The organism is Deinococcus sp. JMULE3, assembly GCF_013337115.1.
Lineage (GTDB): Bacteria > Deinococcota > Deinococci > Deinococcales > Deinococcaceae > Deinococcus.
In genome coordinates, this window is record NZ_SGWE01000004.1 from 897,135 (window position 1) to 917,952 (window position 20,818).

Consider the following 20,818-nt stretch of genomic DNA (forward strand, 5'->3'; position numbering starts at 1 on the left):
AGCAAGCGGAAACGCAGCGTCTTCTCTTCGCTCCCGGTTCTGCCTATCAACCTCGGGTGCTAGGGAATCAGAATGCCCCGAAAAAAAGCCCCAGGTTGTGTGCCGCAACCTTCCGACACACATGCGCCCGGATGGAGCGCTCTGAATTCAGTTGCGGCAGCATCAAGTGAAATGAACGATCCAACCGAGAAAAAACAGTCTCGATGGTCTTCCGAACCCACCGCATCGCGCCCCACCAGGGGCGCGGCCTTTTGAAGTTCTTCTTCGGCTGCGCATACACGCCGCATCCCTGGTATCCCCGATCCCCAAGGACCAGTCTGGCTTCCTGAACTTCCAGGAGAGCCCGTGCTACCGGTGGATCACCTTCTCGACCTGGCACAATGGCAAAGCGCACGAGCATGCCGTGATCGTCGATCACGGCATGCAGCTTGAAGCCGTAAAAGAACCCCGTTTTGCCGTATCCCCCCTGACCACCACGGCCACTGGTGGCCGTGGTCATCGCTCTGGGCCGTTTGTGCCGCCCTCCGACACAACACACCAGCGGCTTACTGTCGATGACGTACACCGTGTCGTCGTCGAAGTGGGGCAGGCGCAACGCGAGATCCGCGTAGATCCGTTCGAGATTCTGTTGAATCCGCAGATACCGCGTGCGATCCGGAAGGACGGGAAAGAGGAAGCCATACGTGGCTCGCACCTGGGCGTACCACTGCTGTGCCGAGGGCTGTGCGAGCAAATCGCCGACGAGCGCAATGGTCATCAATTCAGCGTAACTGCCCTTTTGGTGCGGCTCGTTCGGGAGCGTGAAAAGGCCGCTGCACGCAGCGGCCTTGAGGTAATCGTCGACGTAGACGTAGATGATGATGAATAGGTCGACGACGGTATGCTGATGGAGCGGAAGTTCTTTGGTAGGCATACCGGAGCTTCCGCTTTCTCCTGTTCTGTCGCTACCCCCTAGCACCCGAGGTTATCACCCCTGGGGTCATTCAGAACCCATCTGCACCAGAATCGCGTTCGGGCTGGTCGCAGGTGTCGCGGTACACGAACTGGTCGAGGCGTTTGCGGTGGCGGCTGCTCCAGTCGATGCTGGGCCGCGCCTGGTCGGGCGGCAGGTACCCGAGGCGGTACACGGCCATGAGTTCCAGGTCGTCCGGGACGCGCAGGAGGTCCTGGATGGCCTGCCAGTGGCGGGGGATCTCCATGGGCGTGCTGACGAACTGGATGCCCATGCCGAGCGCGCCGACGGCGTTCCAGATGTTCTCCATGGCGGCGCCCAGGCCGAACACGGAGTAGAAGCCGGACAGTTCGCCGGGGCGGTACTCGCCCTTGTCGAGCAGGGCGGCGAGCAGCAGGGGGCTGCCCGCGACGAGTTTGCGGTTGTCCTCCCCGAGTTTTTTCGGCACGCCGAGTTGCCGCATGAGTTTCAGTCCGGCGTCGCTGAACACCTGCCGCGTGAAGGGTTTCAGTGGGCCGGGCAGGTGGTCGATGTGAATGCCGTCGCGCCGGTCCTCCATTTCCTGCTGCGTGAAGCGGAAGTAGCGGCGGTAGCGTTCGAAGAACACGCCGCCCTCGATGAGTTCGGTCATGCTCTGCCCGGCGATGGCGGCGACCTGCGCGATGGTGTCCGGGTTCTCGATCAGCACGAAACGCCACGGCTGGCTGTTGAAGTGGCTGGGGGCGGCCTGCGCGACGCGCATCAGGAGGTGCTGGTGGTCGCGGCTGACCGGGTCCGGGCGGAAGGGGCCGTTGGTGGTGCGCCGCGCGAGCATGCCGTCGATCAGGTCCATGCGGGCAGGCTAGCAGTGCAGGGAGGCGGTTGGCGTGGGCCGGTCAGGTCCCCCACGCGGTCAGGGCTCCGGCGGTGAACGCGGCGGCGCCGAGCAGGGCGCGCTGCCAGTGGTCGGCGCGGCCCGGGCGGGTGCGGGGCATGCTCAGCAGCAGCGCCAGCGCGGGCAGCAGCGCCCACGCGGCGGCCCCGGCCCGCCACGCCAGTCCCAGGCTGAGCAGCGTCCCGGCGCAGGTCAGGAAGAACAGCGCGTGGTGCGGCCAGCGCGCCGCGTCCCGCCGCCAGCCGAGCTGCAGGCTCAGGCCCAGCGCCAGCAGCGCGCTCAGCAGCGCGGCGGTGATCAGCAGGGCGAGGTGGTGGGGGCTCACGCCTCATGCTGGCACGGTCCGGATTGGCGCGTCGCATGACAGATGCCCTGCCGGGGCGGGTGTACGTTCGGGGGTATGCGCCCCGCTTACCTGCTGCTGCCCCTGCTGCTCCTGACTGCCTGCAAGCCCGGCGGTGCGGCCAGGGAAGGGGCGGGGGGTGAGGATCTGGTCGCCAGGACCCTGTTCACGGCGACCGGGTCGTTCGACGCGCAGGCGGACTCGCGCGAGCGGATCGGGGGGGGCCTGCGCCGCGCCGTCTGGACCACCCGCCCGCCGCTGGAAGCGCTGAGCGTGGTCGTGCAGTATGACAGTGACGCGCGCCCGCTGAGCTGGATGCTGGACATCCGGTCGCCGCGTTTCACCGCGCGGGAGCTGGCCGGGCCGGACGCGCAGGCCGTCACGACGCTGCAGGGCGAGGCGCTGCACCCGGCGACCGGCTCGCGACTGCAGGACACGTTGATCCTCACGACCGCCACGGGATTGCGGGTGGTCACGCGCGGGTACGCCACGCAGGAGGACGCCGCGCTGCTGCCCGCCTTCCGCCGCTGAAGCTCCAGCGGACGGCGGTGGGGCTCAGCGGACGGCGTTGCGGCCGGAGCGTTTGGCGTTGTACATGGCGCTGTCCGCGCGGGCGAACAGGTCCTCGGCGGTGTCCTCCGCGCCGCGCAGGGAGGCCACGCCGAAACTGGCGGTGACGTCCAGACCCGCGATGGCCTCGTCGGCCACCTCGGCCCGCAGGCGCTCGGCGATGACCATCGCGTCCGGGCGGGCCATGCCGGGCAGGATCACCAGGAATTCCTCGCCGCCCCAGCGGCCCACCTGTCCGCCCGAGGTGCTCACGCTGCGCCGGAGCCTCTTCCCGAAGGACCGCAGCACGTCGTCCCCCGTGCCGTGCCCGTGCACGTCGTTCACGCGTTTGAAGTGGTCGATGTCGGTCACGATGATGCTCAGCGGCGCGCGGTTCTTCACGGCCTGCTGGATGCTGCGCTCCAGTTCCTCCTCGGTGGCGCTGCGGCCCAGCACCTCGGTCAGGGCGTCCTTGCGGGCCGCCTGGAGGCGCTGACTGGTCTGCTGGTGCGCGCTGAGGTTCTGCTCAATGAACGCCATGACGGTGAACGCGATCAGGCCAGTGCCGAGCATCACGATGATCGCCGTGACCCAGTCGGCCATGTTGCTCGGCGCGACCGGGCCGTTCATGAGCACGCTGACGACCATGATCATGACCGTCCCGACGTTCACGACGCTGCCCAGGCGCGTCCCGAACACCAGGTACGACACCAGGACGTTCAGGGTCAGCCACAGGGTCAGGTGGAACGGCATGTCGCCCCACGCGACGGCGCGCGGGATCTCCATGATGGCGACCAGGACGTACCCGACGCCGGTCACGGCGTACACGTTGCCCACCCGCGCGGGCCACAGCAGGGCCGCCACGGCGGTCAGCAGCGCGACGTACCCGGCGATGTACTTCGGCAGGCCCAGCGCGCTCCAGCCCTCGCGGGGCGGGTCGATCAGGCCGGTCAGGACGGCGTACAGCACGTACGCCAGGCTGGCGCTGCACACCACCAGAACCCGGTTGCGCTGCAGCAGTTGTGGAAACGTCTGCGTTTTCAAGTCAGCGGTACTCCGGGACGGGGGGCCATTTGAACATGTGCTGGGGGGATTCTCGCATGAAGTCGCGCGGCACGTCACCCGCAGGTGGGTGCCTCCTCTGGGGGTGATCCGCCCCTGGCAGTGGCCCTGCCCCTGCGGGTGTACAGACAACGGCGCCCCGCTGCCACGACAGGCAACGGGGCGCCGCGCGAGCACTTCAGGCGAGCAGTTCGCCGTCCTGGAAGAACAGCGCCAGTTCACGGGCGGCGCTCTCGGTGCTGTCGCTGCCGTGCGTGACGTTCTCACCGGTGGTGGTGGCGAAGTCGGCGCGGATGCTGCCGGGCGCGGCGTTGGCGGGGTTGGTGGCACCCATCATGGCGCGCCAGCCGGCGATGGCGTTCTCGCCTTCCAGGGCGATCGCGACGACGGGGCCGCCCGTGATGAAGTCCACCAGTTCACCGAAGAAGGGGCGCTCCTTGTGCTCGCCATAGTGCGCTTCGGCGGTCTCGCGGGCGATGACCATCTGCTTCAGGCCGACGACACGGTAGCCCTTGCGCTGGATGCGGGCGAGGATCTCGGGGGTCAGGCCGCGGCGGACGCCGTCGGGTTTGATCATGGCAAAGGTGCGTTCCATAGCGTTCCCGAGGATAGCAGTCCGGGGGGTGACCCGTGTCACGTGAACCCTGACCCGGCGCCGGGAACCCAGGCAGGCGCACGCGGCGCCCTGCGGGCGGGGTGCCCCCCCCGCCGTACAGGACGCACCCACCTGTCCAGACTTAGGTGAAACCCCGTACAATAGGAAAGTGACCCACGATTCTCCCCCTCGCCCATCCGGCGACGCGGCCCGGATTGCGCTGATCGCCTGCGCGGTTGCCGCCCTGGGCATGCTCCTCTTCCCCCTGGCCACCCTGGGCCGGGGCTTCAGTGCCGACGCCGTCCTGCTGCACGTCACGGGCAGCGTCATGAACCTCACCTCCAACCAGCAGGCGCCGCTGCCGCCCACCGGGACGGTCATGCCGCTCGCCTGGGCGGCGCTGGGCGCGCTGCTCGTGACCCTCGCGGGGGCCTGGGGCCGCCAGCGCTGGTTCTGGCTGACGGGCCTGCTCACCTTCGGGCTGGCCACCGCCGCCGTGATCGTGCTGGGCAGCGCCCTGGACGACCAGTCCGCGCGCGTGCTGGCCGACACCACCCTGCGCCCCGGCGCCAAGCGGCAGCTGGGGAACTTCTACGCCAGCGGCGGCATGAACCTGGGCCTGTTCCTTCCGGCGCTGGCGGGCCTGATCGCCGCCGGGGCGGGCCTGAGCGCGCAGCCGCGCGTGTGGCAGGCGTTCAACCGCATGCGCAGCCTGCTGGTGCCCGCCACCGCGATCGGTCTGGCGATCCTGGTGGGCGCCGCCGTCGTGCTGATCGTGCAGCCCAGCGTGAACCAGAGCGGCACGCCCCTGACCCTGTGGGGCGCGTGGCTGGCGAAGTCGGACCTGGTGTACTTCGTGTACTCCACGCTGTTCGCGCCTGTCACGGCGCTGAACCCGCTGCTGGACAGCCTGAAGCTCGCCACGCCGCTGATCTTCACCGGTCTGAGCGTCGCGTTCGCGTTCCGCACGGGCCTGTTCAACATCGGCGCGCCCGGGCAGCTGACCATGGGCGCCATCGCCGCGATGCTCGTCGGCGTGTACGGCCCGCCCAGCCTGGGCTACGGCCTGCTGGCCCTGAGCGTCCTGGCGGCCGCCGCCGGGGGCGCCCTGTGGGGGGCCATTCCGGGCCTGCTGAAGGCACGCTTCGGGTCCAGCGAGGTCATCAACACGATCATGCTGAACTACATCGCGTCGTCGGTGCTGGTGTTCCTGATCGGCAGTGACTCCTTCCCGTTCCTGGGCCGCGAGTACCCGCAGCCCCTGAAGGCCGAGGGCTCCAACCCGCAGAGTGAACTGTTGCAGGGCGAGGCGCAGCTGCGTCCCCTGCTGGAGGTCCTGAACGTCGGGCAGAACGGTCAGGTGGCCCTGAGTATCGGCCTGCTGGTCGCGCTGGCCGCGTTCGTGATCGTGCGCCTGCTCGTGCGCCGCAACGGCACGCTGATCGCCCTGGCCGCCGCCGCTGCCCTGGGCGCCGTGACGTGGCAGATCGGCATTCCGGTCAGCGTCACCGGCAGCCAGCTGAACGGCGCGTTCCTGATCGCGCTGCTGTGCGCCGCCGGTTTCGGCATGCTGATGTGGCGCACTGCCGCCGGGTACGCCCTGCGCGCCGTGGGCCTGTCCCCCAAGGCCGCCGAGTACGGCGGGATCAGCGTCGCGAAGAACACCATCCTGGCCATGACCATCGCGGGCATGTTCGCAGGTCTGGCCGGCACGCACTACGTGAACGGCGGCGCGCTCGACGAGTACCGCCTGAAGCAGAACATGCCCGTGAACGTCGGCTTCGACGGGATCGCCGTGGCCCTGATGGGACAGAGCACCCCGGCGGGCGTCGTGGCGTCCAGCGTGCTGTTCGGCACCATCGACACCGGCGCGGTCAGCGTGACCACCAAACTCCAGAAGGTGAACAGTGACATCGTGACGGTCCTCAAGGCCCTGATCGTGCTGTTCATCGCCGCCGGGGGCTTCCTGAGCCGCCGCGTGACCTCTCCCCCACCGCCCGCACTCGACGCGGGCGCCGGGCGCGGCGCGCCCGCCCTGACGGAACAACCCAAGACCCTCACCCCGCAACCGAACGTGGCCCAGGCCAGCGAGGACATCACCCGGGAAGGCAAATAATGGACGGCCTCTTCGCACAGATTCTGACCACGGCGTTCCTCGCCACCTTCATCCGCAGCGTCGTGCCGCTGCTGCTGACCGCGCTGGGCGGCCTGTTCAGCGAACGCAGCGGCGTCGTGAACATCGCCCTGGAAGGCCTGATCATCTTCGGGGCGCTGTCGGCCGCCGTCAGCACGCACCTCCTGACCCCCAGTCTCGGGACGGCCGCGCCGTGGGTCGGCTGGCTGGTCGGGGCGCTGGTCGGCGGGCTGATCGCCTGGATTCACGCGGTCCTGAGCATCAAGTACCGCGCCGATCAGGTCATCAGCGGCACGGCCATCAACCTGCTCGCCACCGGCGTGCCCGCCGTGGTCCTGACCGCGCTGTACGGCGTGTCGAACGAGAGCCCCAAGGTCGAGACCGCGCTGCCGCTGTGGGGCGCGGGGGACCTGAAGTTCTCCCCGCCGGTGTTCTTCGCGTTCCTGGCCGTGGCGGTCACGTGGTACGTCATGTACCGCACGCCGTACGGCCTGCGCCTGCGCGCCACGGGCGAGCAGCCGGGCGCGGCGGCCAGCATGGGCGTGAACGTGCGCCGCATGCGCTACAGCGCCGTGATCATGTCCGGCGTGCTGGCCGGGACCGCCGGGGCGTTCCTGAGCATCGGGAACCTCGACTCGTACGTGCGCAACATCAGCGCCGGGGCGGGCTTCATCGCGCTGGCGGCCCTGATCTTCGGGCAGTGGAAACCGCTGGGCGTGCTGGGCGCCACCATCCTGTTCGGGCTGCTGCAGGCGCTGAGCATCGCGCTGGGCGGCACGAACCTCCTGCCGAGCACGCTGGTGCAGGCCCTGCCGTACCTGATCACGATCCTGGCGCTGATCTTCACGGGTCGCAGCCGCGCACCCAAGGCGCTGGGCCGCCCCTACGACGGCTGAGCGCACCCATACCGCACGCACCGGGGGACAGCCGTAGGGCTCCCCCGGTTTCGTGTGGTCCGCGCCCGGCCACAGCGGGCGGAATGCGCTACTGTGAACAGTACCGTGACGAGTTTTGGAGCCGCCCTTCGACAGGCCCGTGAAGGCCTGGGTCTCAGCACGCAGGACGCCGCCCTGCGCACCAAGATCCGCGGGGATTACCTGCGTGCCCTGGAGGACGGCAACCTGAGCGCCCTGCCGGAACGGACCTTCGCCCGGTCCTACCTGACCCGCTACGCGCGTGAACTGGGCCTGGACCCGCAGCCGCTGCTGAGCGACTTCGACCGCGTGATGCCCGCCCCGGCCGGTTCGTCCTACGTGACCCCGGCCCTCCCGGCACGCCGCCCGAACCGCGCCCTGTGGGCGGCAGCGGGCGTGGCGGCCCTGCTCGCGGTGGGTGGCGCCGCCTTCATGTTCACGCGCAGCGCTCCGGCCCCGCAGGAGGCGGCCGCGCCGGTGGTCACGCCCGACCAGCCTGCTCCCCCGGCGGTCCGGACGGTCCGCCTGACCGTGAAGGTCACGCCCCCCGGCGCCCGTGTATACCTGGACAACCGTGACCTGGGCGCCGCGCCGATCGTGGCGTTCCCGGTGGACGCCCGGCAGCAGGCGGAACTGCGGGTGGAACTCGCGGGACGCCAGCCGCTGCGGCAGGCGATCGACGTGGGCCGCAACCGTGATCTGCGCGTCATCCTGAAGCCCACCGGGCAGACCAGCGTGCTGAGCGACGCGGCGCAACCGACCCCGACCTCTGCCTCTACGTCCTCTGCGGCGACACCGCAGCCGAGTGCGTCCCCCGCTGGCGGCACGCTGCCTGCCGGGACCTCCCCGGCGAAACCCCCGGCCAGTCAGGGCGTCACGGTGACGTACAGCGGCCCGTCATGGACGCGCGTCACGGACGCCGCGGGCCGCATCGTGTTCGAGGGCACGCCCGCAGCGGGCACCGTGAAGACCTTCGCGAAGGGCGTGACCATCCGCACCGGGAACGCCGCCGCCGTCCGTGTCAGCGTGAACGGCGGCCCCGGCACGCCCCTGGGGCAGTCCGGTCAGGTCGTCACCCGCACGTTCTGATCCGGACTGCCCCCCACGTCCACTGCCCGCGCACGCCGGCAGCGGGTCGGCCCGCTACAGTGAGGGCGTGCCGCGACCTTCCCCCGTGCCCCGTCCGCAACCGTCCCCCGCTGACCTGAGCCGCCTGAACGCCTTCCAGTACGTGTGGCGCAGTCCGTGGGTGCGGACCCTGGTGTTCCTGCTGGCGCTGTACGTCGCGTGGCGGTTCGTCGGGCAGATCCGGACGGTCCTGATCGATTTCGCAGTGGCGTTCCTGATCGCATACCTCGCGAATCCGCTGCTGAACTGGCTGGAACGGGGTCGGGTGCGGCGCGGGCTGGGGGTGTTCTTCGTGGTCCTGATCTTCGCGGGCCTGATCGGCATGGCGGGCCTGCTTCTGGCGACCGTGTCGGGGCAGCTGATCACGCTGATCCAGAAACTCCCGGAGCAGATCGGGTCACTCGGGGACGTGCTGGACCGCGTGACGTCCTGGTTGTCGGCGCGGGGCGTGCCGGGCCTGACGAACTCCCGCGAGCAACTGATCACGGCGGCGCAGGACTACGTGCAGAACCTCGGGCAGAACATCGTCCCGATCCTGCAGAACGCCCTGTCGTCCACCGGCACGCTGCTCAGCAGTCTGGTGTCCATCGGCGGGGTGGTGGGGCAGGTGGTGTTGATCCTGCTGATGAGCATCTACCTGATGATCGACTACCGCCGCGTGAACGCCGCGATGCTGCACGTCTTCCCGCGTCCGTGGCAGCCGCGCGTGCAGGAGCTCAGTGATCTGGTCGGCACGGCGGTCGGCGGGTACGTGCGGGGGCAGCTGCTGATCGCATCGTTCATCGGGGTGTTCGTGTGGCTGGGCCTGACCATCGTCGGGATTCCCAGTGCCGCCGCGATCGGCTTCCTGGCGGGGGCGTTCAACATCGTGCCGTACCTGGGGCCGATCATCGGGGCGACCCCGGCGATCCTGCTGGCGCTGACCCTGCCGGGCGCCTGGTTGAAGATCGTGGCGGTCATCGTGGTGTTCGTCGCGGCCAACCAGATCGAGGGGAACTTCCTGAGCCCGTACATCCTGAGCCGCACGACGGACCTGCATCCGATCACGGTGCTGGTCGCCATCCTGATCGGCGCGTCCCTGCTGGGCTTCGTGGGGGCGCTGCTGGCTGTCCCGCTGGTGGCGCTGGGCAAACTGATGATGCAGCGGTACTACTACCCCAGTCGCGTGTACACCGACGGGCCCTGACCGGCAGCCGCTGACGGCGCGCGGGAGACGTGGGCAGCGCAGAGCCCCGTTCCCCGCGCGCCGTCGTCTCTGCTGGTTCCCCCATGGCCTGCCTTCTGGTTCGCCGTCCACCCACCGCACCACCGGGTTGCCCACTCCGCGCCTGGGTTCCGCGCACCCTGGGCACATCCACGCGGAGGGCACGGCGCTGGCATACCACTCAACCGGAGTCCGTGTCAGGTCGCGGCCAGTTCTCCCGGCTCGAGGTCAGCCCGATGCACGCGGTTGCGGCCGGTGTTCTTCGCGTGGTACAGGGCCTCGTCGGCGGCGTCCAGCAGGGTGGGAATGTGGGCTGGCACGGCGCTGACGACCAGGCCGACACTGACGGTGACGTTCAGGCCGTGCAGCGGTTCGTTCGCGAGGCGGCGGCGCAGGCGCTCGCAGGTGTCGTGGGCGCTGCTGGCGTCGGGCACACGCAGGATCAGCAGGAATTCCTCACCGCCGTAGCGGCCCACCACGCTGCCCGGCTGGGCGTGCTGCTGGCCGCGCAGGTGCACGGCGAGGCGCCGCAGGACTTCATCCCCGGTGGCGTGGCCGTGCTGGTCGTTGATGCGTTTGAAGTGATCCACGTCGAGCAGGCCGACGGCCAGAAGGTTTCCACCCTGGTCGTGGGCGTGTTCTTCCAGGGTGTGCAGCAGGGCGCGGCGGTTGGGCAGGCCGGTCAGCACGTCGGTGTGGGCGTCCTGCAGGGCCTGCCGGGCGCGGCTGCTGATCAGGTGGTGGCGGCGCAGCACGACGGTCTGCGCGACAATCACGGTGGTCGCGGCCATCAGAAGTTGCAGCAGGGCGTTCATGAGCTGCGCCTGCCCGGCCGTCCAGGGTGGAGCGGGCCACCAGGTGATGGTGATCAGTGCGAGGGCGCCGCCCATGACGCTGTTCACGGTCAGGCTGACGCGTTCACTGACCACCCAGCTGGTGATGAGCAGGGCCACGATCACCCACGGGAGGGTGGCCGCCAGCTGACTGAGGCGGCCGTCCAGTTCAGGAGTGAACAGGACGGTGGCGACCCGCCAGAGGACGAAGCTGTTCAGCTGGATGACAATGGCGCCCTCCAGCCAGCGCAGGGGGACGGGCAGCCAGCTGAGGATGGTCAGCAGCAGGTAAGCCATGAGCATGACCGGCATGGACTGCAGGTCGAACGGTTCCAGGAAAGGTCGTTGCTGGTGCAGCCACAGCGGCAGAGCGAACGCGACGACACCGCCGGGCAGGATCATCCGGTGGTACTGGTGACGGCCCCACGAGCTGTGATCCAGCGTGTTCGCTGGGGTGGGTCGGTCGGTCATGGGTCATCTCAGCATGACCGGTCTGGCAACTTCCTGACATGCCCCCGAAATGGGTGTGCCCGCCCTCACCGGTGGGTGGGGGCGGGCACGGGGGTCTGGGGTCAGACCAGTTCGATCAGGGCCATGGTGACGCCGTCACCGCGGCGGGTGCCGACGCGCAGGATGCGGGTGTAGCCACCGGGACGCTCGGCGTACTTGGGGGCCACTTCGTCCATGACTTTACGCAGCACGGCGTTGTCGTGGATGTCCTGGGCGACGAGGCGGCGGGCGTGCAGGTCGCCGCCCTTGGCGGTGGTGATCAGTTTCTCGACGAAGGGACGAAGCTCTTTGGCCTTCGTGAGGGTCGTCTGGATGCGACCCTCGCGCAGCAGGGCCGTCGCCTGGGCGCGGGCCAGGGCGGTGCGGGCGCTGCTGTTGCGGTTGAGCTTGCGACCGGCTTTACCGTGACGCATGGTGTATCTCCTTGGGGTTCAGTCGGCTCAGTCGCGCAGGGCGAGGCCGAACTGGGCGAGTTGCTGCTTGATCTCGTCGAGGCTGCGCTCGCCGATACCGGGGACCTTTTTCAGGTCGCGGTCGGAGAGGGCGCACAGGGCGTCCACGCTGTCGATGCCTTCTTCCTTCAGGGAGTGCAGCACGCGGGTGGTGAGGCCCAGACCCTCGAGGGTCACGCGGGGGGAGTCCATCTCGGCGGGGTAGTCGCCGGGGTTCAGGTTCAGGCTGGCGGTGCTGGGCGGCAGGTCGTACACGTTCGGCGCGGTGGGCGCGGGGGTGTAGACGGGCTGCTGGTACTCGGGCGCGGCGGCGGGGAGGGTTTCCACGTTGCCGAACACCGTGAGTTCCTCACGCAGGATCTCAACAGCCTTGTCCAGGGTGTCCTGGGGGCTGGTGCTGCCGTCGGTCCAGACGCGCAGGATGAGTCGGTCCAGGTCAGTCTGCTGGCCCACGCGGGTGTTCTCGACGTGGTACGCCACGCGGCGCACGGGGGAGAACACGGCGTCGACGGGGATCGAGTTGATGCGGTCCTTGGTGGCGTGCTTGTCCGCGGGGACGTAGCCTTCGCCTTCCTCGACACGCACTTCCATGACCAGTTTGCCGTCCTCGGCGAGGTTGGCGATGACCAGGTCAGGGTTCACGATCTCGGCGTCGCTGGGGACCTCGAAGGCGCTGGCCTTGACGACGCCTTCGCCCTGCGCGCGCAGGGTGAGGGTCTTGGGGCCGGGCGCGTGGAATTTCACCACGAGTTCCTTCAGGTTCAGGATGATCTGGATGACGTCTTCCTTGACGCCGGGGATGGTGGAGAACTCATGCAGGACGTCCTCGACGTACACGCTGGTGACAGCGGTACCGGGGATGGAGGACATCAGGATGCGCCGGATGGGGTTCCCGATGGTGACGCCGTAGCCGCGGGTGAGCGGTTCCAGGACGAACTCGCCGTAGTCGCCGTCCACGCGGGCTTTGAGTTGAGGGCGCTTTTGATCCACTGGGGCCTCCTGATTTAGCGCGAGTAGTACTCGATGATGAAGTTCTCGTTGATGGGCAGGGCGAGGTCTTCACGCGCGGGGAGGCGGGAGAAGGTGCCCTTGAAGTTCTCGGCGTCCAGTTCGACCCAGGGGCTGACGCGGCGGCGCTTCTGCGCTTCCATGTTCTCCTGGATGAAGCCGATCTTGCGGCCCAGGTCGGACACGCTGATCTCGTCGCCGATCTTGACGCGGTAGCTGGCGATGTCGACTTTCTTGCCGTTGACCAGGATGTGGCCGTGGCCGACGAACTGGCGGGCCTGGCGGCGGGTGCTCGCGAAGCCCATGCGGAAGACGACGTTGTCCAGGCGGCGTTCGAGCAGCTGCAGGAACACGGTGCCGGTCACGCCGGGAACGTTGGCCGCTTCCTCGAAGAGGTTACGGAACTGCTTTTCCCCGATGCCGTACAGGCGGGCGAGTTTCTGCTTTTCACGCAGACGCACGCTGTAGTCGCTGGGGCGGCCGCGGCCACGGCGCTGGCCGTGCTGGCCGGGCGCGTAGGGGCGCTTGTCCAGGTACTTCTGGACTTTTTCGGTCTCCGCGAGGTTGATGCCTTCGCGGCGGCTGAGTTTGGTAATCGATCCACGGAAACGACCCATGTCTTACTCTCCTTGCGGCGCTTCCCCTGGGGGGAGGCCGGGTCTGCGGCCCTCTGTTGCCCGCCTCCGTTGCCTGTGGTGAGGCTTACGTCACCGTGTGGTGAGCGGTGGAGGCGGGGCAGGTGGGCGCGCGCGTGCGCGTTAGGCGCGGAACTTCTTCTTGGGGCGGCAGCCGTTGTGCGGCACGGGGGTGTCGTCCATGATGGACTTCACTTCGATGCCCGACGCCTGGATGGCGCGGATGGCCTGCTCGCGGCCGGAGCCGCTGCCGCGCACGATCACGTCGACAATGTTCATGCCGAAGGTCTGCTGGGCCTTCTTGACGGCGTCAGCGGCGGCCAGCTGGGCGGCGTAGGGGGTGCCCTTCTTGCTGCCTTTGTAGCCGATCGTCCCGCCGCTGCTCCAGGCAACGCTGTTGCCGTCGAGGTCGGTGATGGTGACGATGGTGTTGTTGTAGCTGGCGTGCACGTACGCGCGGCCAGCGCTGATGTTGCGCCGGGCGCGGCGCGGGGTCTTGCCTTTGGTGCTCTTCGCCATGGCTTACTTCCTCGTGGCCTTTTTCTTGCCGGCGACGGTCTTGCGGGGGCCCTTGCGGGTGCGCGCGTTCGTCTTGGTGCGCTGGCCGCGCACGGGCAGACCGCGGCGGTGACGCAGGCCGCGGTAGGCGCCGATGTCCATCAGGCGCTTGATGTTCTGGCCGACTTCGCTGCGGAGGTCACCTTCGACCTTGTAGGTCTTCTCGATGGCTTCACGCAGGGTGCTCTGCTCGCCTTCGCTGAGGTTCTTGACGCGGGTGTCCGGGCTGATGCCGGTGTTCGCCAGGATCTCTTTGGAGCGGGTCAGGCCGATGCCGTAGATGTAGGTGAGCGCGATTTCAACGCGCTTTTCGCGGGGCAGGTCAACGCCAGCAATACGCGCCATGATTAACCCTGCCTCTGCTTGTGCTTGACGTTGGAGCAAATGACCAGCACGCGCCCGTGGCGGCGGATCACTTTGCAGTTGTCGCACATCTTCTTGACACTGCTACGAACTTTCATGCTTCCTCCTCGCGCCGCCGCGCCGCGCCCCATCATGGGAGCTGACTGGCAGCGCTCGACCCCCCTCCCACTCGTGGGTGGGGAATCTATGGGTACTTCGGCCGGGGGCCTTACTTGCGGTAGACGATGCGTCCGCGCGTCGTATCGTAGGGACTGATTTCCAGAACCACACGGTCCCCGGGCAGGATGCGGATGTAGTGAATACGCATCTTGCCGCTGATGTAAGCCAGGATGTCATGCCCGGTATCGAGCTTCACGCGGAACGTGGTGTTCGGCAGCGCCTCTTCGACCACGCCCTCGGCCCGCACGGTATCGGACTCTTCCTTCTTACGCTTTTCCCGCTGTTCCGGCATCTTTCGTCTCGCCACGCAACCTCCAGGCCTGATACAAGCCAAACGTAAAGTTATCATGACCCCTCGCGAAACGGCAAGACCGGGCGGCGCCTCCACCGGGATCAGGGCAGGCGCCCCCGAATAGCGTTCGTCTATTCGGGACGCAGGTCGTCCAGCACCTCCTGCCAGAAGGTCAGGCAGGCCTGCTCGTACAGTTCCCCCATGCGCAGGGTGCGCGTGAACGGGGGCCGGTCGGGCCAGGGGCAGGGATCGGCGCGCAGCATGGCGTGGTAGGTGTCCAGCCGCTCGCGGTGCTGGCGCAGCTGCCCGGTCGCCAGTTCGCTCAGGGCAGCGCGGTCCCCGGCAGGCGTGAAGAACAGGCGCAGCAGGCCCGGATCGCGCAGTTCGGGCATTCCGGCGGGACTGCGGCGCCACCCCTCCAGCGCGGCGCGGCCCGCGTCGGTGATCGCGTACAGGCGGCGGCGGCGGCCCGCGTCCTCCTGGGTCTCGGTCAGCAGGCCCAGCGTGACGAGGCGCTGCGGTTCGGCGTACAGCTGCGACCGGGGGAAGGTCCAGAAGAAGCCCACCGAGTCGTCCGCCCAGCGTTTCAGGTCGTAGGCGGTGGCGGGGCCTGCGTGGTTCAGGAAGCCCAGCACGATGAACGCGGAGGGGCCCAGGGTTGCGTCCGGCATGGCCGGAGCGTACCATCAGTCCAGACCGTCCAGAATGGACCATTTGACTTCGATGATCAGGAGGCCTCATGACCCGCAGCGCGACCCCGCAGCTCCCCGCCAGCCGCCTGATACGGATTCCGTTTGTTTCGTTGACAGATCGGAAGACCACCGATCTGTCAACTCCACGCCCGGAACCCGCTTCTCTCCCGCTCGCTCCGCTCGGGTTGAAAGATTTTGCAAACCTTTCAACCGGAGTCCGTATGACCGCCGAACTCGACGGTCCCTTCGCCGTGTTCCTGATCGGCGCCCGCGTGAACCAGCCCTGGAACGTCCCCGCGTGGCTCCCGGTATTCCGCGCCATGCCCCGCATGCTGCGCGAACTGCAGGCGCAGCCCGACCTGGGCCTGCTCGGCGGCCAGACCCACGGCGGCACCCTGATCCAGTACTGGCGCAGCGCCGAGCACCTCCACGCCTACGCGCACGCCCGCGACCACGCCCACCTCCCCGCGTGGCGGGCCTTCAACCAGGCCGCGCAGCGCCACCCGGGCGCGGTCGGCATCTGGCACGAGACGTACCTGCTCCAGCCCGGAGGCTACGAGACCATGTACGTGGACATGCCCCCCACCGGCCTGGGCCGCGCCGGTACCCTCCTCCCCGCCACCGGCCGGCGCCAGAGCGCCCAGGGCCGACTGGGCAGCCTGCCGACCGGTGTGGGCACGGGCACCTGAGCGCCACTCCGCCTGGGCGGCGTGTCACGCTGACGGCATGCACCCACCCGCCGCGCTGACCGGCGCCCTGACCCTGATCGCCCGGGCCCCTGACCTCTGGCCCGGGTTCGCGCCGCAGCGCACGCCACTGCTGACCTTCGACGGCACGCACAGCTGGCTGCACCACGCGGGTCCGGGCGAGGACGGCTGGACCCGCGTGGACGGCGCGTGGGTATGGCCGGACCGTCACCCGGCGCTGACCGCGCACACGGCCGTCACCCTGCCGGGCGGGCTGGACGCGGCGGGCGTGCTGTTGCCCGACCTGCCCCTCCCCGGCGACCCCGCTCAGGCGGCGCGGACGCTGGCCGCCACGCTGATCCACGAAGCCTTCCACGTGTACCAGGGCGCCACACCGTCCCCCGCGTGGCCCGCCCCCGAACTGACGGCCCTGACCTACCCGGCAGGCGCGGAGGTCCGCCACGCCCGCGCCGAGGAGACCCACTGGCTGCGACTGGCCCTGCACGCGCGGGACGGGGACTGGCTGACCCCGGCGAGGCACGCCCTGCACTGGCGCACGGAGCGGCACGCCCGCATGGACGCGGAGCACCAGTCGTTCGAGACCCGCATGGAGACCACCGAGGGCCTCGCCCAGTACGTCGAGACGCGCTTCCTGGGGGAACACCCCAACCTCGACCCGGACGCGGCCCCCCAGCAGACCCCGCGCTTCTGGAGTTACCGCAGCGGCGCGGCGCTGGCGCACCTGCTTGACCGGACCGGCACGCCCTGGACCGCCGGGGTCCTCGCCGGGCGCCCCCTGGCCGACCTGCTGACCGACCTGCTGACCGGACAGGTCGGGTCTCCCCTGCCCGCTCCACCGCACCCACAGCTGCAGCGGGCCGCGCAGGCCGCCGCCGACGCGCACGACGCGGACCTGCGCGCCCGACTGGAAGCCTTCCACGCGCAGCCCGGCCCCACCCTGCACCTGAGCAGCGCCGCTGGCCTGCGACTGGGCGGCTTCGACCCCATGAACCTGCACCCCGTGGAACCGGGCACCTTCCTACACGCCCGGCACGTTCAGGTGCGCGGCCCCGGCGCCCAGCTGCTCACGGTGGGGCACCCCGCCCTGACGCGCGGCCCGGACCTGTTCCGCGTGCAGGAGATCACGCTGCGCGCCCTGCCCACTCCACACCATGAAGCCGGGCGCTGGCGGGTCCACACGCCCACCCTGACCCTCGACCTGCCCGCGGACGCCGTGCAGGTCACGCCGGACGGCTGGTCAGTCCGCCTACCCTGACCCAGGCCCGAACGGACCCCACACCAGCGCCTCCGGCGCGGCCGGGCGGGACACGAAGTACCCCTGGATCAGGTCGCAGCCCCACTCGCGCAGGTCCCGCCACTGCTCGGGCCGCTCGACGCCCTCGGCGACGACCTGCACCCCGGCCTCATGCGCGAAGGTGATCAGGGCCCGCACGATCGGCCGGGACGAACGCGCGGGCGGCGGAGCGTCCTGATCCTGGATCAGGGACCGGTCGATCTTCAGCCAGCGGGCCGGGAGGCGGTGCAGGCGACTGATGCTGGAGTACCCGGTGCCGAAATCGTCCAGTGCCAGCGGCAATCCCAGTTCCGCCACGCGCGAGACGTGCGCCTCGCCGTCCTGGCCGAGCACCGCGCCCTCGGTGACCTCCAGGATCAGGGCCTGCGGGTCCAGCCCGAACTCGTCCAGCGCCCCCTGCACCACCTCCGCGAAGTCCGGCTGGGCCAGCTGACGCGGCGCGACGTTCACTGACACCCGCAACTCCGGGTGCTCGGGGCGCCAGTCCCGCAGCTGCCGGGCGGCCTCGCGCAGCACCCACGCGCCCAGCGGCACGATCAGGTCCGTGTTCTCGATCAGCGGAATGAACCGCCCGGGCGGGACCAGCCCCCACTGCGGATGCCGCCAGCGCACCAGCGCCTCCAGCGCCCGGACCTCGCCGGTCGCGGCGTCCACGATCGGCTGGTAGTGCAGGCAGAACTCCTCGCGGTCCAGCGCGACCCGCAGCGCCTGCTCCAGTTCCACGCGTTCCAGCGCCGCCGCACTCAGCTGCGCGTGAAAGCGGCGCACCGCGTGCCGGTCCTGCTTGGCCTCGTACATCGCGAGGTCCGCGTTCTTCTGCAGGGTCCGCACGTCCGCGCCGTCGTCCGGAAACACCGCCACCCCGATGGACGCCGTGACCGTCCACTCGCGCCCGCCCAGCACCACCGGCGCCGACAGCGACCGCAGCAGCCGCCCGGCGGCCAGTTCGGCCTCCTCGTGCGAGCGCACGCCGCGCAGCAGCACCGTGAACTCGTCCCCGCCCTGCCGCGCCACGAGGTCCCCGTCGCGCACCACCCGGCACAGGCGATCCGCGACCTCCACGAGCAGCAGGTCCCCCATGTCGTGCCCCAGCGTGTCGTTCACCTGCTTGAAGTGATCCAGGTCGATGAACAGCACGCCCACCGGCGCGGCCTCCTGCACCGCGCGCTGCAGTTCGGCCTCGAACGCCGCGCGGTTGATCAGGCCCGTCAGCGCGTCGTGCCGCGCCTGATGCGCCAGCTGCGCCTGCGCCTCCAGCAGCGCCACGTTCGCGGTGCTCAGCTCGGCGCTGCGCTGCCGTTCCTGCTCGGCCCGGTGCGACAGCTGCTCCAGTTTGATCTGCGCGGCCGTGACCTCCGTGCGGCGCCGCAGCACCTCGGTCAGGGCCGCGCGGTCCAGGTCCGCCGCGAGCCGCGCGTGCCGCAGCGCGCCCGCCGGGTCCCCGTGCGCCTCCAGCAGCGCCGAGAGTTCCCCGTGCGCCTCAATCTGCCGGACGCTCGCGCCCAGTTCGTCCGCCAGGGCGGCGGCGCGTTCCAGCACCGCGCGGGCCTGCGGATCGTCCAGCGCCCGCAGCGCCCGGCCCTGCAGGACCAGCGCGTCACACAGGTTCTCGCGGTCCCCCAGCTCGTCACTGCCCATCAGGGCCAGTTCGGCCTCGGCGCGCGCCTCGGCCGCGCGGCGCAGACCCAGCAGGTTCGCGGCCATGTTCGCCCGCAGCAGGAACTCGTGCTGCCGGTACCCGCGTTCCTGCGCGACCGCCAGCGTCTCGCGGTTGAGCGTCAGGGCCTCCTCGAAGCGCTCCAGGTAATGGAAGTCCAGCGCCACGTTCACCGACGCGCTGGACCCCACCAGGTCATTCCCGCTCTCGCGCGCCAGGGCCAGCGCGTCCCGGTGGTAGGTCAGGGCCGTGTCGTAGTCCCGCAGGTCCAGGTACAGGTTCCCGATGTTGTTCAGCGACCGCGCCTGCGCCACCCGGTCCCCAGCGGCCTGACCCAGCTTCAGGCCGTGCAGGTGCCGGTCCATGCCCGCCCCGTAACGGCCCAGGGTGACCAGCGTGATCGCCTGCCCGTTCACGGCGCGGGTCTGCGTGGTCAGCGCCCCGATCCGCGCGGCCTGCGCCTCGCTCTGCTCGAACAGCGCCAGCGCCTCGGGGTACTCGGACAGGTAGTACAGGCCGTACCCGCACAGCATCCGCGCGCGGGCCTCCCCCGACTCGTACCCCGACTGCACCGCCAGCGCCAGCGCCTGACGGGCCAGCGCCTGCGCCTGCTGCATGGAGGTCATCAGCGTGGCGTCGGCCGCGTCGTTCAGGCGGTCCACCTCCGGCCAGAGCTCGGGGTGAGGCAGGATCGGTGCAGAGCTGTCGTGGTTCGTCACGCCGGGCGGTCCTCCTGATGGATGTGCCGTTCACCATAGAGCGGCGGCGCTGACAGGCTTCTGAATGTCGCGCCCACGGACGACGTGAAGGGCGTCCGGGTCACAGCGGTTTCCAGTTCCATTGAAGGGCCAACAGCACGCCCTTCAACTTCACTTCCAACCGCTGATGGCGGCGGATTCTCGCTCCGCTCGTTTCAGGCAGACTGAGAAAACCCCTCAGTCTGCCTGAACACCGCTGTCAGCGCCCGGCGTGCCACTCGCGGCGGGCCTGCGCCACCAGATCCCGGATCGCGGCGGGCCAAGCGGGGTGCTCGAACGTGAAACCCGCGTCCAGCAGGCGCGTGGGCACCACCCAGCGGCTCTTGAGGAGCAGTTCCGCCTCTGAGTTCATCACGGCGGCGCCCAGGCCGATCAGCGCGGCGGTGGACGGCACGCCGAAGGGCACGCCCCACGCGTGGCGGTACGCGCGCAGGAACGCGGCGTTCGGGAGGGGTTGCGGCGCGGTGACGTTCACCGGCCCGGAGAGTGAACCCTCGATCAGGAACTGCGCGGCGCGGCAGAAGTCCCGCTCGTGAAGCCAGGACACCATCTGCCCCCCACCGGCCATGGCGCCCGCCGCACCCAGCCGCACCACGCGGTCGGTCGTCTCCATGATGCCCCCGGCGCCCACGCCGTACACCATCGCGGTGCGTAGCGCCACGCGCCGAGTGTGCGGCAGGGCTTCCTCCATCAGCGCGGCCTCCCAGCGGCGGGCGACATCCACCCTGAAGCCAGTGCCCAGCTCCCCGCCCGGCTCGTCCTGCGGGCGGTCGCGGGCGTCCCGGTAGACGGTCGCGGTGGAACTGTTCAGCCACACGCGCGGCGGGCGGTCCACGCTGACCAGGGCGCGGCCCAGCGCGCGGGTGCTGTCCAGGCGGGACGTGTAGATCTCCAGCATGTTCGCCGCGCTGTAGCGGCAGTTCACGGTGCGCCCCGCGAGGTTGATCAGGGCTGCGGCGCCGTCCAGTTCCCGCACCCACTCGCCCTGCCGCAGCGCGTCCCACGCCACCCAGCGCCCCGGCGTCGGCGCGGCCGGGTGGGACCGCGACAGGATCACGACCTCCCACCCGAGCGCCGTGAAGTGCCGCGCCACCGCCCGACCCAGGAACCCGCTGCCACCCGCGACCACCAAGCGTTCCGACATA

The 20,818-nt window shown here is 69.7% G+C and carries 23 protein-coding genes; 7 read left to right on the forward strand and 16 right to left on the reverse strand.

The annotated features are described in order from the left end of the window. Positions 1-67: 67 nt before the first annotated feature. The 3 genes from EXW95_RS07175 to EXW95_RS07185 all read right to left on the reverse strand — a co-directional run bounded on the left by EXW95_RS07175 (position 68) and on the right by EXW95_RS07185 (position 2,151). Positions 68-913 carry a transposase gene (locus EXW95_RS07175; RefSeq protein ID WP_174366885.1) on the reverse strand — a complete coding sequence of 282 codons (846 nt, stop codon included), beginning with the start codon at positions 911-913 and terminating at the stop codon, positions 68-70. A gap of 70 nt (positions 914-983) precedes the next feature. After that, positions 984-1,784, reverse strand: a complete 801-nt coding sequence (locus tag EXW95_RS07180) for a nitroreductase family protein (RefSeq protein ID WP_174366886.1) — start codon at positions 1,782-1,784, stop codon at positions 984-986. 43 nt (positions 1,785-1,827) lie between these two features. Beyond that, positions 1,828-2,151, reverse strand: coding sequence for a hypothetical protein (locus EXW95_RS07185; protein ID WP_174366887.1), 324 nt, complete (start codon positions 2,149-2,151; stop codon positions 1,828-1,830). 75 nt (positions 2,152-2,226) lie between these two features. Between EXW95_RS07185 and EXW95_RS07190 the strand changes: the two genes are divergently transcribed. Further along, complete coding sequence (locus EXW95_RS07190) at positions 2,227-2,700, forward strand: hypothetical protein (RefSeq protein ID WP_174366888.1); 474 nt, start codon at positions 2,227-2,229, stop codon at positions 2,698-2,700. Between the two features lie 24 nt (positions 2,701-2,724). On the opposite strand, the gene EXW95_RS07195 is transcribed toward EXW95_RS07190, so the two are convergent. Together EXW95_RS07195 and ndk are read right to left on the reverse strand one after the other, a co-directional pair. Beyond that, positions 2,725-3,762, reverse strand: coding sequence for a GGDEF domain-containing protein (locus tag EXW95_RS07195; protein WP_174366889.1), 1,038 nt, complete (start codon positions 3,760-3,762; stop codon positions 2,725-2,727). 196 nt (positions 3,763-3,958) lie between these two features. Beyond that, the gene (gene ndk, locus EXW95_RS07200; protein ID WP_046843179.1) at positions 3,959-4,375 is read right to left on the reverse strand and encodes a nucleoside-diphosphate kinase; all 417 of its coding nucleotides are present in this window, start codon (positions 4,373-4,375) and stop codon (positions 3,959-3,961) included. A gap of 169 nt (positions 4,376-4,544) precedes the next feature. Here ndk and EXW95_RS07205 point away from each other — a divergent pair, with 169 nt between their 5' ends. The 4 genes from EXW95_RS07205 to EXW95_RS07220 all read left to right on the forward strand — a co-directional run bounded on the left by EXW95_RS07205 (position 4,545) and on the right by EXW95_RS07220 (position 9,737). Beyond that, positions 4,545-6,491 carry an ABC transporter permease gene (locus EXW95_RS07205; RefSeq protein ID WP_371809963.1) on the forward strand — a complete coding sequence of 649 codons (1,947 nt, stop codon included), beginning with the start codon at positions 4,545-4,547 and terminating at the stop codon, positions 6,489-6,491. Continuing rightward, positions 6,491-7,405, forward strand: coding sequence for an ABC transporter permease (locus tag EXW95_RS07210; protein WP_174366890.1), 915 nt, complete (start codon positions 6,491-6,493; stop codon positions 7,403-7,405). Before EXW95_RS07205 ends, EXW95_RS07210 begins: the two co-directional genes overlap by 1 nt. Before the next feature lie 105 nt (positions 7,406-7,510). Continuing rightward, the gene (locus EXW95_RS07215; protein ID WP_174366891.1) at positions 7,511-8,512 is read left to right on the forward strand and encodes a helix-turn-helix domain-containing protein; all 1,002 of its coding nucleotides are present in this window, start codon (positions 7,511-7,513) and stop codon (positions 8,510-8,512) included. A gap of 67 nt (positions 8,513-8,579) precedes the next feature. Then, on the forward strand, positions 8,580-9,737 hold the full coding sequence (locus tag EXW95_RS07220) for an AI-2E family transporter (RefSeq protein WP_371809964.1): 1,158 nt from the start codon (positions 8,580-8,582) through the stop codon (positions 9,735-9,737). A gap of 215 nt (positions 9,738-9,952) precedes the next feature. On the opposite strand, the gene EXW95_RS07225 is transcribed toward EXW95_RS07220, so the two are convergent. The 9 genes from EXW95_RS07225 to EXW95_RS07265 all read right to left on the reverse strand — a co-directional run bounded on the left by EXW95_RS07225 (position 9,953) and on the right by EXW95_RS07265 (position 15,236). Further along, the gene (locus EXW95_RS07225) at positions 9,953-11,059 is read right to left on the reverse strand and encodes a diguanylate cyclase (RefSeq protein ID WP_174366892.1); all 1,107 of its coding nucleotides are present in this window, start codon (positions 11,057-11,059) and stop codon (positions 9,953-9,955) included. Between the two features lie 101 nt (positions 11,060-11,160). Next, positions 11,161-11,511: a 50S ribosomal protein L17 gene (gene rplQ, locus EXW95_RS07230; RefSeq protein ID WP_046843183.1), complete on the reverse strand. Its 351-nt coding sequence runs from the start codon at positions 11,509-11,511 to the stop codon at positions 11,161-11,163. Positions 11,512-11,538: 27 nt separating this feature from the next. Beyond that, positions 11,539-12,540, reverse strand: a complete 1,002-nt coding sequence (locus EXW95_RS07235) for a DNA-directed RNA polymerase subunit alpha (RefSeq protein ID WP_174366893.1) — start codon at positions 12,538-12,540, stop codon at positions 11,539-11,541. A 14-nt stretch (positions 12,541-12,554) separates the two neighbouring features. Beyond that, a complete protein-coding gene (gene rpsD / locus EXW95_RS07240) occupies positions 12,555-13,175 on the reverse strand; it encodes a 30S ribosomal protein S4 (RefSeq protein WP_046843185.1) in 621 nt (206 codons plus the stop codon). A gap of 141 nt (positions 13,176-13,316) precedes the next feature. Further along, complete coding sequence (gene rpsK, locus EXW95_RS07245) at positions 13,317-13,712, reverse strand: 30S ribosomal protein S11 (RefSeq protein WP_046843186.1); 396 nt, start codon at positions 13,710-13,712, stop codon at positions 13,317-13,319. Positions 13,713-13,715: 3 nt separating this feature from the next. Next, the gene (rpsM, locus tag EXW95_RS07250) at positions 13,716-14,096 is read right to left on the reverse strand and encodes a 30S ribosomal protein S13 (RefSeq protein WP_046843187.1); all 381 of its coding nucleotides are present in this window, start codon (positions 14,094-14,096) and stop codon (positions 13,716-13,718) included. Between the two features lie 2 nt (positions 14,097-14,098). Further along, a complete protein-coding gene (rpmJ, locus tag EXW95_RS07255; protein ID WP_012693977.1) occupies positions 14,099-14,212 on the reverse strand; it encodes a 50S ribosomal protein L36 in 114 nt (37 codons plus the stop codon). A 110-nt stretch (positions 14,213-14,322) separates the two neighbouring features. Next, the gene (gene infA, locus EXW95_RS07260) at positions 14,323-14,565 is read right to left on the reverse strand and encodes a translation initiation factor IF-1 (RefSeq protein ID WP_012693978.1); all 243 of its coding nucleotides are present in this window, start codon (positions 14,563-14,565) and stop codon (positions 14,323-14,325) included. A gap of 131 nt (positions 14,566-14,696) precedes the next feature. Next, positions 14,697-15,236: a PadR family transcriptional regulator gene (locus tag EXW95_RS07265; protein WP_174366894.1), complete on the reverse strand. Its 540-nt coding sequence runs from the start codon at positions 15,234-15,236 to the stop codon at positions 14,697-14,699. A 242-nt stretch (positions 15,237-15,478) separates the two neighbouring features. On the opposite strand from EXW95_RS07265, the gene EXW95_RS07270 reads away from it, so the two are divergent. Then, a complete protein-coding gene (locus EXW95_RS07270) occupies positions 15,479-15,946 on the forward strand; it encodes a DUF4188 domain-containing protein (protein WP_174366895.1) in 468 nt (155 codons plus the stop codon). A 37-nt stretch (positions 15,947-15,983) separates the two neighbouring features. Continuing rightward, a complete protein-coding gene (locus EXW95_RS07275; RefSeq protein ID WP_174366896.1) occupies positions 15,984-17,219 on the forward strand; it encodes a hypothetical protein in 1,236 nt (411 codons plus the stop codon). Here EXW95_RS07275 and EXW95_RS07280 read toward each other — a convergent pair. Both EXW95_RS07280 and EXW95_RS07285 read right to left on the reverse strand, forming a co-directional pair. Beyond that, positions 17,211-19,634, reverse strand: a complete 2,424-nt coding sequence (locus EXW95_RS07280) for a putative bifunctional diguanylate cyclase/phosphodiesterase (RefSeq protein WP_371809966.1) — start codon at positions 19,632-19,634, stop codon at positions 17,211-17,213. The two genes, EXW95_RS07275 and EXW95_RS07280, sit on opposite strands and share 9 nt — an antisense overlap. A gap of 238 nt (positions 19,635-19,872) precedes the next feature. Then, entirely contained in the window at positions 19,873-20,817 is a 945-nt protein-coding gene (locus EXW95_RS07285) for an epimerase (protein ID WP_174366897.1), read from the reverse strand. Between the last annotated feature and the right edge of the window lies 1 nt (position 20,818).

What these genes read in the sequence shown, in the direction of transcription:
- EXW95_RS07175 (WP_174366885.1), bottom strand. Translation starts at nt 913, where the DNA reads ATGCCTACCAAAGAACTTCCGCTCCATCAGCATACCGTCGTCGACCTA.
- EXW95_RS07180 (WP_174366886.1), bottom strand. Translation starts at nt 1,784, where the DNA reads ATGGACCTGATCGACGGCATGCTCGCGCGGCGCACCACCAACGGCCCC.
- EXW95_RS07190 (WP_174366888.1), top strand. Translation starts at nt 2,227, where the DNA reads ATGCGCCCCGCTTACCTGCTGCTGCCCCTGCTGCTCCTGACTGCCTGC.
- ndk (WP_046843179.1), bottom strand. Translation starts at nt 4,375, where the DNA reads ATGGAACGCACCTTTGCCATGATCAAACCCGACGGCGTCCGCCGCGGC.
- EXW95_RS07210 (WP_174366890.1), top strand. Translation starts at nt 6,491, where the DNA reads ATGGACGGCCTCTTCGCACAGATTCTGACCACGGCGTTCCTCGCCACC.
- EXW95_RS07225 (WP_174366892.1), bottom strand. Translation starts at nt 11,059, where the DNA reads ATGACCGACCGACCCACCCCAGCGAACACGCTGGATCACAGCTCGTGG.
- rplQ (WP_046843183.1), bottom strand. Translation starts at nt 11,511, where the DNA reads ATGCGTCACGGTAAAGCCGGTCGCAAGCTCAACCGCAACAGCAGCGCC.
- rpsD (WP_046843185.1), bottom strand. Translation starts at nt 13,175, where the DNA reads ATGGGTCGTTTCCGTGGATCGATTACCAAACTCAGCCGCCGCGAAGGC.
- rpsK (WP_046843186.1), bottom strand. Translation starts at nt 13,712, where the DNA reads ATGGCGAAGAGCACCAAAGGCAAGACCCCGCGCCGCGCCCGGCGCAAC.
- rpsM (WP_046843187.1), bottom strand. Translation starts at nt 14,096, where the DNA reads ATGGCGCGTATTGCTGGCGTTGACCTGCCCCGCGAAAAGCGCGTTGAA.
- rpmJ (WP_012693977.1), bottom strand. Translation starts at nt 14,212, where the DNA reads ATGAAAGTTCGTAGCAGTGTCAAGAAGATGTGCGACAACTGCAAAGTG.
- infA (WP_012693978.1), bottom strand. Translation starts at nt 14,565, where the DNA reads ATGCCGGAACAGCGGGAAAAGCGTAAGAAGGAAGAGTCCGATACCGTG.
- EXW95_RS07265 (WP_174366894.1), bottom strand. Translation starts at nt 15,236, where the DNA reads ATGCCGGACGCAACCCTGGGCCCCTCCGCGTTCATCGTGCTGGGCTTC.
- EXW95_RS07270 (WP_174366895.1), top strand. Translation starts at nt 15,479, where the DNA reads ATGACCGCCGAACTCGACGGTCCCTTCGCCGTGTTCCTGATCGGCGCC.
- EXW95_RS07275 (WP_174366896.1), top strand. Translation starts at nt 15,984, where the DNA reads ATGCACCCACCCGCCGCGCTGACCGGCGCCCTGACCCTGATCGCCCGG.
- EXW95_RS07285 (WP_174366897.1), bottom strand. Translation starts at nt 20,817, where the DNA reads ATGTCGGAACGCTTGGTGGTCGCGGGTGGCAGCGGGTTCCTGGGTCGG.